This window comes from Alistipes sp. dk3624 (assembly GCF_009557455.1).
GTDB lineage: Bacteria > Bacteroidota > Bacteroidia > Bacteroidales > Rikenellaceae > Alistipes_A > Alistipes_A hominis.
Genome location: NZ_CP045651.1, coordinates 2469013 through 2482130, shown reverse-complemented (window position 1 = coordinate 2482130; position 13118 = coordinate 2469013). Strand labels below are relative to the sequence as shown.

At 56.7% G+C, this 13118-nt stretch carries 9 protein-coding genes; 7 read left to right on the top strand and 2 right to left on the bottom strand.

Annotated elements, in window-relative coordinates:
- Positions 1-6: 6 nt before the first annotated feature.
- The 4 genes from GFH31_RS10585 (at position 7) to GFH31_RS10570 (ending at position 6800) form a co-directional block, all read left to right on the top strand.
- Positions 7-3036 carry an efflux RND transporter permease subunit gene (locus GFH31_RS10585; protein ID WP_101571311.1) on the top strand — a complete coding sequence of 1010 codons (3030 nt, stop codon included), beginning with the start codon at positions 7-9 and terminating at the stop codon, positions 3034-3036.
- Entirely contained in the window at positions 3033-4346 is a 1314-nt protein-coding gene (locus tag GFH31_RS10580) for a TolC family protein (protein WP_101571313.1), read from the top strand. The genes GFH31_RS10585 and GFH31_RS10580 overlap by 4 nt, the downstream gene beginning before the upstream one ends.
- 52 nt (positions 4347-4398) lie before the next feature.
- Positions 4399-6390, top strand: coding sequence for a glycoside hydrolase family 127 protein (locus tag GFH31_RS10575; protein WP_118458773.1), 1992 nt, complete (start codon positions 4399-4401; stop codon positions 6388-6390).
- Positions 6391-6455: 65 nt separating this feature from the next.
- Positions 6456-6800 carry a GNAT family N-acetyltransferase gene (locus tag GFH31_RS10570; RefSeq protein ID WP_216645966.1) on the top strand — a complete coding sequence of 115 codons (345 nt, stop codon included), beginning with the start codon at positions 6456-6458 and terminating at the stop codon, positions 6798-6800.
- A gap of 207 nt (positions 6801-7007) precedes the next feature.
- On the opposite strand, the gene GFH31_RS10565 is transcribed toward GFH31_RS10570, so the two are convergent.
- Positions 7008-8303, bottom strand: a complete 1296-nt coding sequence (locus GFH31_RS10565) for a cysteate synthase (RefSeq protein WP_101571317.1) — start codon at positions 8301-8303, stop codon at positions 7008-7010.
- A 282-nt stretch (positions 8304-8585) separates the two neighbouring features.
- Between GFH31_RS10565 and GFH31_RS10560 the strand changes: the two genes are divergently transcribed.
- From GFH31_RS10560 to GFH31_RS10550, 3 genes are all read left to right on the top strand, one after another.
- On the top strand, positions 8586-10637 hold the full coding sequence (locus GFH31_RS10560; RefSeq protein WP_153497903.1) for an RNA degradosome polyphosphate kinase: 2052 nt from the start codon (positions 8586-8588) through the stop codon (positions 10635-10637).
- A gap of 21 nt (positions 10638-10658) precedes the next feature.
- Positions 10659-11564: a Ppx/GppA family phosphatase gene (locus GFH31_RS10555; protein WP_118458779.1), complete on the top strand. Its 906-nt coding sequence runs from the start codon at positions 10659-10661 to the stop codon at positions 11562-11564.
- A gap of 346 nt (positions 11565-11910) precedes the next feature.
- Positions 11911-12453 carry a porin family protein gene (locus tag GFH31_RS10550; RefSeq protein WP_153497902.1) on the top strand — a complete coding sequence of 181 codons (543 nt, stop codon included), beginning with the start codon at positions 11911-11913 and terminating at the stop codon, positions 12451-12453.
- A 102-nt stretch (positions 12454-12555) separates the two neighbouring features.
- Here GFH31_RS10550 and GFH31_RS10545 read toward each other — a convergent pair whose 3' ends face one another.
- On the bottom strand, positions 12556-12993 hold the full coding sequence (locus GFH31_RS10545; protein ID WP_118458781.1) for a PepSY-like domain-containing protein: 438 nt from the start codon (positions 12991-12993) through the stop codon (positions 12556-12558).
- Positions 12994-13118 lie beyond the last annotated feature (125 nt).

The following is a 13118-nucleotide window of genomic DNA, read 5'->3' as shown; positions in this document are numbered from 1 at the left end:
CGCCGTATGAATATTTCAGAAATCAGTATCCGGCGGCCGGTGCTCGCCACGGTGATGACCGTGATCATCCTGCTGTTCGGCCTCATCGGGTACAATTACCTCGGCGTGCGGGAGTATCCGAGCGTCGACAACCCGATCATTTCAGTCTCGTGCTCCTACCCGGGTGCGAACGCCGACGTAATCGAGAACCAGATTACCGAGCCGCTCGAACAAAACATCAACGGCATCCCCGGCATCCGCTCGCTGTCGAGCGTCAGCAGCCAGGGATCGAGTCGCATCACGGTCGAATTCGAACTGTCGGTCGACCTCGAAACCGCCGCCAACGACGTGCGCGACAAAGTCTCGCGCGCACAACGCTACCTGCCGCGCGACTGCGATCCGCCGACCGTATCGAAAGCCGATGCGGACGCTTCGCCGATCCTGATGGTCGCCATCCGCAGCGACAAACGCTCGCTGCTGGAACTGAGCGAAATCGCCGACCTGACGGTTAAAGAACAACTTCAAACGATCAGCGACGTCAGCAGCGTTTCGATCTGGGGTGAAAAGCGCTACTCGATGCGGCTGTGGCTCGACCCGGTCAAAATGGCCGGTTTCGGCCTTACGCCGGTCGACGTGAAAAACGCCGTAGACCGCGAGAACGTCGAACTCCCGTCGGGCAGCATCGAGGGAAACACCACGGAACTGACCATTCGCACGCTCGGACTGATGCACTCCGCAGAAGAATTCAACAGTCTCATAATCAAAGAAGAGAACAACCGAATCATCCGATTCCGCGACATCGGACGGGCGGAGCTCGGCCCGCAGGACACCCGCAGCTACATGAAGATGAACGGGGTGCCGATGGTCGGCGTCGTCGTGATCCCGCAGCCCGGAGCCAACCACATCGAAATCGCCGACGCGGTCTACGAACGAATGGAACGGATGAAAAAGGATCTGCCCGAAGACGTGGAAACCAGCTACGGATTCGACAACACGAAATTCATCCGCGCCTCGATCAACGAAGTCGAAAGCACCGTATACGAAGCCTTCTTCCTGGTGATCGTCATCATTTTCCTGTTCCTGCGCGACTGGCGCGTGACGCTGGTGCCGTGCGTAGTAATCCCCGTCTCGCTGATCGGATCGTTCTTCGTGATGTACCTGGCCGGATTCTCGATCAACGTGCTGTCGATGCTGGCCGTGGTGCTGGCCGTCGGACTGGTCGTCGACGACGCGATTGTGATGACCGAAAATATCTACATCCGCATCGAACGCGGCATGAGTCCGAAGGAGGCCGGTATCGAAGGAGCTAAGGAGATCTTTTTCGCCGTCATCTCGACGACCATCACGTTGGTGGCCGTCTTTTTCCCGATCGTATTCATGGAGGGCATGACCGGCCGGCTGTTCCGGGAATTCAGCCTCGTAGTGGCCGGCGCGGTGATCATTTCGGCATTCTCGGCGCTGACTTTCACACCGATGCTGGCGACCAAGCTGTTGAAGCACCGCGACCGGCCGGGGTGGTTCTACCGCAAGACCGAACCGTTCTTCGTCGGCATGAACCGTTTTTACAGCCGCACGCTGGCGGCGTTCCTGCGCCGCAGGGTGCTCGCCTTCCCGATCGTGCTGGCGATGGTCGGCATCATCTACGTCCTGTGGAGCCGGATTCCGTCCGAGATGGCGCCGCTGGAAGACCGTTCGATGATTACGATCAATACGCGCGGACCGGAAGGCGTCACTTACGAATACATACGCGACTATACCGAGGACATCAACCGGCTGGTCGACACGCTGGTTCCCGAATCCCGGGCCGTCACGGCCCGCGTATCGAGCGGCAGCGGAAACGTGCAGATCGCGCTGAAAGACATCACCGAACGCCAACGGTCGCAGATGGATATCGCCGAACAGCTATCCAAAGCGGTCAAAAGCAAGACGATGGCCCGCGCGTTCGTGCAGCAACAATCGACTTTCGGCGGCCGACGCGGATCGATGCCGATTCAGTACGTGCTACAAGCCACCAACCTCGAAAAATTGCAGGAGGTACTGCCGGAGTTCATGGCCAGGGTCTACGACAACCCGACTTTCCAGATGGCCGACGTCAACCTGAAATTCAGCAAACCCGAAGCCCGCATTTCGATCAACCGCGACAAATCCAACCTGATGGGCGTCAGCACCCGCGACATCGCGCAGACGCTGCAATACGGGCTCAGCGGCCAGCGCATGGGGTATTTCTACATGAACGGGAAACAATACGAAATACTCGGCGAGATCAACCGGCAGCAGCGCAACAAGCCGGTCGACCTGAAATCGATCTATATCCGCAGCGACAAAGGCGAGATGATCCAGTTGGACAACCTGGTGAGCCTGGCCGAAGGCATCGCGCCGCCGCAGCTCTACCGCTACAACCGTTTCGTTTCGGCCACGATCTCCGCAGGCCTGGCCGAAGGCAAAACGATCGGTCAGGGACTCGACGAGATGGACAAAATCGCGAAAGAGGTACTAGACGACACGTTCCGCACCGCGCTGGCCGGCGACTCGAAAGAGTTCCGCGAAAGTTCGTCGAGCCTGATGTTCGCCTTCGTGCTGGCCATCGTACTGATCTACCTGATCCTCGCCGCCCAGTTCGAAAGTTTCAAAGACCCGTTCGTCATCATGCTGACCGTACCGCTGGCTGTCGCCGGAGCGCTGATATTTATGTTCGCGACCGGGCAGACGATGAATATTTTCAGCCAGATCGGGATCATCATGCTGATCGGCCTGGTCGCCAAGAACGGTATCCTGATCGTCGAATTCGCCAACCAGAAACAGGGAACGGGCGTCGCCAAGATGCAGGCCATCGAAGAAGCGGCGCTGCAACGCCTGCGCCCGATCCTGATGACCAGCGCCTCTACCATTCTCGGGCTGCTGCCGCTCGCCTTCGCCACCGGCGAGGGAGCCAACGGACGGATCACAATGGGGATCGCCGTGGTGGGCGGCATGCTGGTTTCGACGATCATGACGCTGTACATCGTCCCGGCCATATACACCTATGTCTCCACGAACCGATTAAAAAAGCAAGCATGAGAAAATACGTTTTGTCGATCGCAGCGGGATGTCTGTGCGGAATGTTGTCGGCACAGCAGACCTACACGCTGCAAACCTGCCTGCAGGAGGGACTCGAGAAGAACTACGCGATCCGCATTTCGAAAAACGAACAACAGATCGCCGCGAACAACGTGACGGCGGCCAATGCCGGCCGCCTGCCGTCGCTCGACCTGGCGGCCGGTTATTCGGGCGCCCTGAGCGAAAACCGCACCGAAAGCGCCGAAGGAGAACGCGGCAGCGTTTCCGGAGTTTACGACCAAACGGTAAACGCGGGACTCGACCTCGGCTGGACGCTTTTCGACGGATTCCGGGTGCAAACCAATTACAAGCGATTGGAGGAACTGCGCGGTCTCGGCGAAGTCAATGCGCGGATCGCTATCGAGGATTTCGTAGCGGGACTGACCGCCGAATATTACAATTACGTACAGCAGAAAATCCGGCTGAAAAATTTTCTTTACGCCGTCTCGCTGTCGAAAGAGCGGCTGCGGATCGTCGAAGCCCGCTACCGGATCGGTAACTTTTCGCGGCTCGACCTGCAACAAGCGCGCGTGGATTTCAATGCCGACAGTTCGCAGTATATCAACCAGCAGGAACTGGTGCAGGCGTCGCTGATCCGGCTGAACGAACTGATGGCGGGCCCGGACGTCAACGCTCCGCTGCAAATCTGCGACTCGCTGATCCGGGTCAACAGCCGGCTCGAAGAAGGTGAATTGCTCAAGCGGATGCTGCAAACGAACGCCTCGCTGCTCAAAGCCGACCGCAATACGGCGCTCGCCGGACTGGATCTGAAAACGCTCCAAGCGCGAAACTATCCTTACGTCAAACTGAACGCAGGATACGGTTACCAACTGAACCGCTACGGCAACAACGCCAACCGGCAGCGGCAAACCTGGGGCCCGGACGTCGGCGCGACGCTCGGCATCACGCTGTTCGACGGCAACCGACGGCGCGAACAACGCAACGCCCGCATCCAGATCGAAAACGCCGAGCTCACCCGGCAACAGCTCGAACTGTCGCTGCGGGCCGACCTGGCCGACTTCTGGCAGGCTTACCGCAACAACCTCGAACTGCTGAAACTCGAAGAGGAGAACCTCGTCGCAGCGACCGAGAACCACGAAATCGCAATGGAGCGCTACCTGCTCGGCGACCTGTCGGGCATCGAGATGCGGGAAGCCCAGAAAAGCCTGCTGGACGCCGAGGAACGCATTCTCTCGGCGCAATACAACACGAAGCTGTGCGAAATCTCGTTACAGCAGATCAGCGGAAACATTTTGTCTTATCTGGAATAACTCCGTACAATTTTTTATCTTTGTACAATAAACGAAGAACCGAATCAACCTTATGAAAAAACTTTTACTTCTCGCCGCAGCCGCAGCGCTGCTCGCCCCCCAAGCTTACGGGAAAGAGAAAAAAACTTCCGCGCCGGCCTCCACGATCAAAGTACGCAACGTGCTCGAACCGGCCGCTTACGGAGCCACCCATTTCGGCGGCTACCTGGGCGAAAAACTCGACCTGTGCATCGACAACCGGTTGATGGCCCAAGACATCGAACGGGTCGTACAGCCGTTCCGCGACAAACCGGACGGAAATTGGGGCTTCCGCTCCGAATTCTGGGGTAAATGGTACACGGCGGCCATGCAGGGCTACGGTTATGCGCCGACCGCCGAGAACCGCGCCGTGGTAGATAAAGCCGTGCAGGAACTGATCGCCACGCAGGACAAAAACGGATACATCGGTACCTATCTCGACGAGAACCACCTCGGCGAATGGGATATTTGGGGCCGTAAATACGTCATGCTCGGCCTGCTGGCCTATTACGACCAGACGCAGGACAAAAGCGTGCTCGACGCCGCCTGTAAAGTGGCCGACAACCTGATCTCAGAAACCGGTCCGGGAAGCGGGGTCAACATCGCCGCGACCGGATGGATCGGCTGGAAAGGGCTGGCCTCCTGCTCGGTATTGGAACCGATCGCGCTGCTGTACCAGAAAACCGGGGATAAACGCTACCTCGATTTCGCCGAATATATCATCAAGTCGTGGGACACGCCGAACAAGCTGACGCCGACCGGACTACGGCTGGTTCAGGAAGCCGTGTCGGGCACTCCGTTATGGAAAATGAGCGGCGCGCCGAAAGCCTACGAAATGATGTCGTGTTTCGAAGGGCTGTGCGAAATGTACCGCATTACGGGCGATCCGCTCTATTTCGAGGCCTGCCACAAGTTGATCAACACGATCATCCGCGACGAAATCATGATCGTCGGATCGGGTTCGATGGCCGAAATCTGGTGCCATGGCAAGATGCGCCAAACCGAACCGATGTATCAGGGGATGGAGACCTGCGTGACGGCAACCTGGATGAAGTTCCTGTATCAAATGTTGCGCCTGACCGGCGACAGCCGCTATGCGGACGAACTGGAAACCAGCCTTTACAACGCCCTGCTCGCCTCGATGTCGCCGAAAGGAGAATGGTGGTCGTATTACGCCGGCCTGATGGGCGAACGGGTACACAGCCACCAGCAGTTCCCGGACGTGGTGATGAGCTGCTGCGTAGCCAACGGTCCGCGCGGACTGATGATCACTCCCTCCTGGGCCGTGATGACCACCGCCGACGGCGCCGCAATCAACCTGTACGGCAAAATGAACAGCACCGTCAAGACGCCTTCCGGACAACCGCTGAAAATCAATATGGAAAGCGAATACCCGGTACAGGGGAACGTGGCGGCGACCGTGAATTTGCCCCAAAGCGAAGCCTTCGCGCTCGAACTGCGCATCCCGCAGTGGAGCAAGCGCACTGCCATCAAGATCAACGGAGAACCTTACGACGGTTACATCCTGCCGGGCACGTACGCTTCGATCGAACGCACTTGGAACGACAACGATAAGATCGAGGTCGAACTGGACATGCGCGCGCGCGTGGTCGATGCGCCGTCGGGCGTAGGCGACGCCGCCATTGTCCGCGGGCCGATCGTCCTGGCGTTCGACTCGCGGCTGATTCCGCGTCGCGACGGCGTGACCGAACCGCCGATGTACCGCTACGAATTCATGCGCGACACGGACAACTACATCGACGTTCAGTTGGTCGAAAACCCGGAAACGCCGGCGATCTGGATGACGTTCGACGTACCGTGCAAGGACGAAGCGGGCAACAAACACATCCTGCGGATGTGCGACTACACCTCGGCCGGAAATACCTGGCAGGAAGGCAATATCTTCCGCGTATGGGCGCAACAGCCGTTCGATTTCCGTCACCTGTACACGAACAACGTGGATTGGCGCGTCAACGTGACCGTAGGCGTCGGGCGTCCCGAGATTCCGGACATTTATAAGAAATAATATTTTCACCCTATGTTCGAAGCGCCTGCACGAGTCGTGCAGGCGCTTCGAACGTGAATACGGATATGACGACGATAACCCGGGCGGAAAGATGCGACCTGCAACAGATCCTGGATCTGCAATACCTCGCTTACCGAAGCGAAGCCGAATTGCTGAACGACTTCCGGATTCCCCCTTTGCTGCAAACGCTGCAAGAGCTGCGAGCGGAATTCGAAACGGGCGTCGTACTGAAAGCGACCGACGGCTGCGGCAGAATCGTCGGCTCCGTCCGCGCGCATACGGACGGTCGCACGCTGTTCATCGGCAAACTGATCGTCGGGCATCAACAACGGAGAAAAGGGATCGGCACCGAACTGCTCGGATCGATCGAAAAAGAGTATCCACCGATGCGAACTCTTCACAAGCCATAGCAGCGTTCGGAACCTGGCTCTTTATCGGCGGCTGGGCTACCGTCCTTTCCCCGAAAGAGAGGCCTATCCCGGAATGCGGCTCGTCTATCTGGAAAAATTTCCCAGGCAGGAAAACGTTCCGGCGGGCGAAATCCCGTAATTACGAAAAAAAGGAAAACGACCGACAGACTGCCGGTCGTTTTTCGTTCTTATATAAGTCGCGCCTCGCTACGAAAACAGGCGACCTACTTTTTCGGCCACCTCTTTTGCATCCGGATCGATCGGGAAGACAGCCGACGGCTTCAGGTAATGTAATTTTTTGCCCTGCATAAAGCGTTTCTCCCCACCGCCGGTAACGTTCAGCATAACGATCTTTTCCGGATCGACCTCGCCGTCGCGCACCGCCTGGATCAGCGTAGCCAGCGCCACGGCCGGAGCGGAGTAAATATCCACGCCTTCGCACTCCAGGAAAAGCTCTTTAGCGGCGCGCGCTGCTTCGTTGGTCGCAACCAGGATATCGCCGCCGGTATCGGTCAACGCATCGAAGAGCCCGCCTTTGATCCCGTAGGGCGGCTTGCGGTTCGACAGCACTTTGGCGTCGATCTCTTCGGCGTCGATACGGGCGCAGTCGTCGTTGTAAGGCAGCATTTCGCGCGAGCGGGCTTTCCATGCATTGTACATCGGCACGAACGGCGCGTTCTGCGACACCATCAGCCGCATTTTGTGATTGCCGAACCGACCGTCCTCGATCAGGCGCAGGTTGGCTTCCCAGGCGGCGATCGCTCCGGTTCCGCTGCCTACGGCTTGGAAATAGTAGTCCGGAATCCGGCCGATATGCGTTACGGCCGAAAGCACCGTGGTCGCCATCCCGTCGCGGCGAGCCACGTTCTTGGCGCCGCCTTCTGCGAAAAATTTATCGGATTGCAGGGCGAGGTTACTCAGATGGATCGCATCGAAATAGTCGCTTCCCTTCTGCGAAACGATCAGTTTCACGCAATCGTTCAGCGGCGCGTCGAACCACAGCGCGTCGATGTTGTCTTCCGGCACGCTCAGCAGCAGCGGAATACGGTTATCGGAACAGACTTTGGCAAAAGCGCGCGCCGTATTGCCGGCCGAAGCCACCACCAGCACTTTGTCCTTGTGGCTGCCGTTCAGCCTTCCGCAAACCGAATACGCCTCCGTCTCTTTGAACGAGCAGGTGGACATCCGGGCCCCGATCTCCGGGAAATAACCGTTGAACGTAATATACAGATTTTTAAGCCCAAGTTTCTGCGCAAGTCCTTTGCTCTTGTAAGTTACCGGCGCGCACGAACCGGCCAGCATCCTTTTGACCGGCAACCATTCGGCGAAACGGTAAATCCCGTGCTCCTCGCCGTGCGGATGGATTTGCTGCGATTCGTAAACGGCGCGGATCAGCGACGGATGCGAACTCTGCGTATCGTCGAGCGTCCAGCCCTCGTCTTCGAAAATCCGTTTCGTCGCGACATTCTGCAACTTATACCTGGTGGCGTTAAAATTTTCCATGTTCTTAATCGGATGAACTATCGTTTCTGCGTTTCCCGAACGACCGGGACGCTTTACAAAAGTAGGACAATTTTAAGAAACAGCCAACAGAAACGACCGGATACAGACCCCGCAACAACCACAGATACCGCAAAATACGTCTTTATACTTACGTCCGATTTCCCCTTTGCCCGACGAATGCGACCGGATCGGCCATCGCACAAAATCCGGGGAGCAGCGCTCTTTTTTTTCCGGAAGGAAAAGCCTACCTTAGTGGCGGGCAATCAAAAGACGGAGACTGACATGGGAGCAAAAACGACACTGGACCGCGACATCAGCTGGATGTATTTCAATCACCGGATTCTACAGGAAGCGCAACGGGACAATGTTCCGCTGCTGGAACGGCTGAAGTTCCTCGGCATCTATTCGAACAACCTCGACGAATTTTTCCGGGTGCGGGTCTCCACGATGAAACGGATCGTGGAATACGACAACGAACCGCAGAACCGGCCCGCATCGACCATCCGCGAGCTGCGCGAAATCACCCGGCTGACCAAGGATTATTCGCAGGAATTCGACGAAACGTTCGAAAACCTGAAGGGAAAACTGGCCTCCGAAGGCATTTTCATCGTCAACGAGCAGCAGCTCACCGATGAGCAGCAGCGCTACATCCGCACGGTGTACCGGACGGATCTGAACAGCGCCACCTATCCGTTGATCATGACGCAGGGATCGAAGCTCGACGAACTGACGGACTCAAGCATCTATCTGTCCATCAAAATGATTCGCCGAAATGCCGCAACCGGAAAACCGGTGCGCGACTTCGCGCTGATCGAACTGCCGACCCGCGAGTTCGACCGTTTCATCGTGCTGCCGTCGGACGGCGACACGACCTGCATCATCTTCCTCGACGACGTGGTGCGTTTCTGCCTGCCGTTCATCTTCGCCGGGCTGGGTTACGAATCGTTCGAAGCCTACACGCTGAAATTCACGCGCGACGCCGAGATGGCGCTGGACGGCGACATCGACGAAGGACTGGTCGAAAAAGTGGCCCGCGGCGTCAAGAACCGCAAAAAGGGGGAAGCGATCCGCTTCGTTTACGACCAGCGAATGCCCGAAGAGATGCTGCGCTATCTGAAGCGCAAATTCCGCATCGACCGCTACGACGCCTGCGTCGGCGGGTCGCGCTACCACAATATGAAAGACCTGATGGCTTTCCCGGATTGCAGCCGCAGCGATCTGAAGTTCGAAAAGCGGGTGCCCGCCCCCGTTCCGTCGATGGACAGCCTCGGCAGCGCGCTCGACGAGATCCGCCGCCGGGACGTTTTTATGCACTATCCCTACCACAGCTTTTCGAACTATATCAAGGTGCTGCGGGAAGCGGCGCTGAGCCGCGACGTGCGCAGCATCAAAACGACGGTTTACCGGCTCGCCAAAGATTCCAAAGTGGTCAAAGCGCTGATCTGCGCCGCCAAGCACGGCAAGAAAGTAACGGTCATGGTAGAACTGATGGCCCGCTTCGACGAAGCGTCGAACATCGGCTGGTCGAAAAAAATGCAGGACGCCGGCATCCAGGTGCTTTTCGGCGTCGAAGGACTGAAGGTACACTGCAAACTGACCCATATCGCCTCGACAAAAGGCAATGTCGCCTGCATCAGCACCGGCAACTTTCACGAAGGAAACGCCCGCACCTACACCGACACCGTCCTTTTTACGGCCGACAAAACGATCGTCCGGGAAGTCGACCGGGTATTCGAATTCATCCACCAGCCATACAAAACGATCGCCTTCCGGAAGCTGATCGTTTCGCCGCAAGGGATGCGCAAAAAATTGTACGCGCTGATAAACAACGAAATATTCAATGCCAAAAACGGCAAAGAAGCCTATATCTTGTGTAAAATCAACCACATCACCGACGCCAAAATCGTCCAGAAACTGTACGAAGCTTCGGCGGCCGGCGTCAGGATCCGCCTGCTGGTGCGGGGCAACTGTTCCCTGGTCGCCGGACTCGGTCCGAAAAGCGATCGCATCGAAATCCGCGGCATCATCGACCGTTACCTGGAACACGCGCGTATCCTGATCTTCTGCAACGGCGGGGACGAACAATACTATATCGGATCGGCCGACTGGATGCCGCGCAACATCGACCACCGGATCGAAGCCTACGCCCCGGTCTACGATCCGGAGATCCGACGGGAACTGAAAACGATCGTCGAATTCGGACTGGCCGACAACGTGGCGGCGCGGATCGTCGACGGCACCGGCCGAAACCGCATTTACGACAACGGGGAACCGCCGTTCCGTTCGCAACAGAAACTATACGAGCATTATCACGACCTCAGCGGAGACCTGTAACTTTTAAACTCTTTCCGAACCATGCAAAACAAAAAACTGAATTTCGCGGCGATCGACATCGGATCGAACGCCGTACGACTGCTGATCAAGAGCGTCAACGACGGCGACTCGCCCGACAAAATGACCAAAACCGTACTGCTACGCGTCCCTTTGCGGCTCGGCGAAGAGGTATTCGGCACGGGAAGCATTTCCGACGAAAAGGAGAAACAACTGCTGCGCACGGTGAAGGCTTTCCGACTGCTGATGAAAGTGTACGACGTAACGGCCTACCGCGCCTGCGCGACGTCGGCGATGCGCGACGCCTCGAACGGTATGCAGATCGCCCGGAAAGTGCATAACAAGACCGGCATCCGGTTGGAAATCATCAATGGGCTCGAAGAGGCGCGGATGGTTTACGACAGTCACATCGCCGACCTGCTCGGCCGCGAAGGGCATTACATTTATGTCGACGTCGGCGGCGGCAGCACCGAAGTCAGCGTCATCTCGAACGGGAAACTGATCGGTTCCAACTCGTACGACATCGGGACGGTACGCTCGCTGGGCGGCATGGTCAAACTCGCCGACATCGAGTCGCTGAACCGCGACCTGGCCGTACTGGCCGCCGATTATCCGGATCTGAAAATCATCGGCACGGGCGGCAACATCAACAAGCTCTACCGGCTCAAAGGCAATAAGAACGACAACCGGCTCGACGTGGCCGACCTGAAGGCCATCTACGACGAACTGAAAGCGCTGACGGTCGAAGAGCGGATCTCCGCATTCCGCCTGAACCCCGACCGGGCCGACGTCATCATCCCGGCAGCGGAAATCTTCCTGAACATCGCCGAACGGGTCCATGCGGACAGCATCTGCGTGCCGACGATCGGCATTACCGACGGCATCGCGCACGCGCTTTACATCCGTTACCTGAACGACCGGGAAGACTGACGGCAGGCTCCCGTTTTTTCGAACGGAAAAGTCCGGAACGCCACAGTACTGCGGACGGCCGCACCGGAAAAAACAGTTCCGCAATATAATTTTTCACTTCTCCAACACACGTATCAATACGCTGACAACAAAACTATTACAGCATACGTTCCGAACAAAAAACACATTTTACGCATTTCAAAAACGACCGGACTTTGTAACTAAACGAAGCTCCGGCCGTTCTACTCTCAACAAAGACGACCAAGCCGGCGTGTCGTTAAAATCAACCGAAACGTCCCGCACAAAAGCGGGCGCGCACCAAGTGTTTTAACGCTTTTGAATTGTTTAATTAAAAAACTTAATCGTCATGAAAAAAGTACTGTTATCGATCGCGGCTTTATTTACGGTAGCTACCTATGCATCCGCCCAGGAAACCGGATTCGGATTCGGCCCCAAAGTGGGCATCAACCTGTCGAACCAAACCCTGCTCGACGGAGATTACAAAACGGGCCTGACGGCCGGCGTATTCGCAGACTACCGTTTCAGCAACCTGTTCGCCCTGTCGGCAGACGTACTCTACTCGCGTCAGGGAACCAAAGGCGAAGGCGTCAAAGTGAAGACCGATAACCTGAACATACCGATCCTGGCGAACTTCTACCTCGTAAAAGGACTGGCCGTCAAAGCCGGTATCCAGCCGGGCTTTCTGCTCAAAGCCAAAAACAACGACGTCGACGTCAAGGCTGCTTACAAGAAAGCGGACGTTGCCGTACCGGTCGGCGTTTCATACTTGTTCAACTGCGGCCTGATCCTGGACGCCCGCTACAACATCGGCCTGACCAGCCTCGCCAAAGACAAGGACATCGTCACGCGCAACAGCGTATTCGCCATTACCGCCGGTTGGAGATTTTAATCGCGACCGAGACAGGCAAACGCCCGGATACGACCGGAGCGGATTTAAAAAAACAGGGCGTCTTTCTTTCGAAAGACGCCCTGTTTCTCATGTTGCTTTTCGCTAATCGTCGTAACCGGTCAGCTTGAATTTAGTATCAAATTTCAGCTCGAAACCGTTATCCAACTTGATCTCGTAACCTTTACGATCCCGTTCGATCTTCACGATTTTCTGCTTCGGATGCTTCTCGGCAACGTGCTTTTTGATCAAAACGGGAACGGTGTTAGCCGGAATAACGGCATATCCGCCGTCTACTTCCTCCCACTCTCCCTTTTTGTCGAATTTTACTTTGGTGCCGTCCTCGAACAACACCTCGTACTCTTTGCCGGTCCACTCGTTTTCCACTTTGGCGTAAGACACCGTGTTATCCGGGAAACAGGCTTTCAGAAATTGCTGCGCCTTTACCGGCAGGTTGTTCACCTCGATCGGCGTGCCGTCGTCGGCGGAAACGGTGAGTTGCATCGCGAACAGGCAGGCCAACAAAACAAACGCTTTTTTCATAGCTCCTAATTTTTTTTTTTAAATAATAATCGTTTAGACTCCCTGCAAAGGTAATACCTAAAACTTATCGGGCCGCAGTTTACGGACGAACGCCGGAGGCGCGGCCCGGCTACGCTCGGAATACG

What these genes read in the sequence shown, in the direction of transcription:
- GFH31_RS10585 (WP_101571311.1), top strand. Translation starts at nt 7, where the DNA reads ATGAATATTTCAGAAATCAGTATCCGGCGGCCGGTGCTCGCCACGGTG.
- GFH31_RS10580 (WP_101571313.1), top strand. Translation starts at nt 3,033, where the DNA reads ATGAGAAAATACGTTTTGTCGATCGCAGCGGGATGTCTGTGCGGAATG.
- GFH31_RS10575 (WP_118458773.1), top strand. Translation starts at nt 4,399, where the DNA reads ATGAAAAAACTTTTACTTCTCGCCGCAGCCGCAGCGCTGCTCGCCCCC.
- GFH31_RS10570 (WP_216645966.1), top strand. Translation starts at nt 6,456, where the DNA reads ATGACGACGATAACCCGGGCGGAAAGATGCGACCTGCAACAGATCCTG.
- GFH31_RS10565 (WP_101571317.1), bottom strand. Translation starts at nt 8,303, where the DNA reads ATGGAAAATTTTAACGCCACCAGGTATAAGTTGCAGAATGTCGCGACG.
- GFH31_RS10560 (WP_153497903.1), top strand. Translation starts at nt 8,586, where the DNA reads ATGGGAGCAAAAACGACACTGGACCGCGACATCAGCTGGATGTATTTC.
- GFH31_RS10555 (WP_118458779.1), top strand. Translation starts at nt 10,659, where the DNA reads ATGCAAAACAAAAAACTGAATTTCGCGGCGATCGACATCGGATCGAAC.
- GFH31_RS10550 (WP_153497902.1), top strand. Translation starts at nt 11,911, where the DNA reads ATGAAAAAAGTACTGTTATCGATCGCGGCTTTATTTACGGTAGCTACC.
- GFH31_RS10545 (WP_118458781.1), bottom strand. Translation starts at nt 12,993, where the DNA reads ATGAAAAAAGCGTTTGTTTTGTTGGCCTGCCTGTTCGCGATGCAACTC.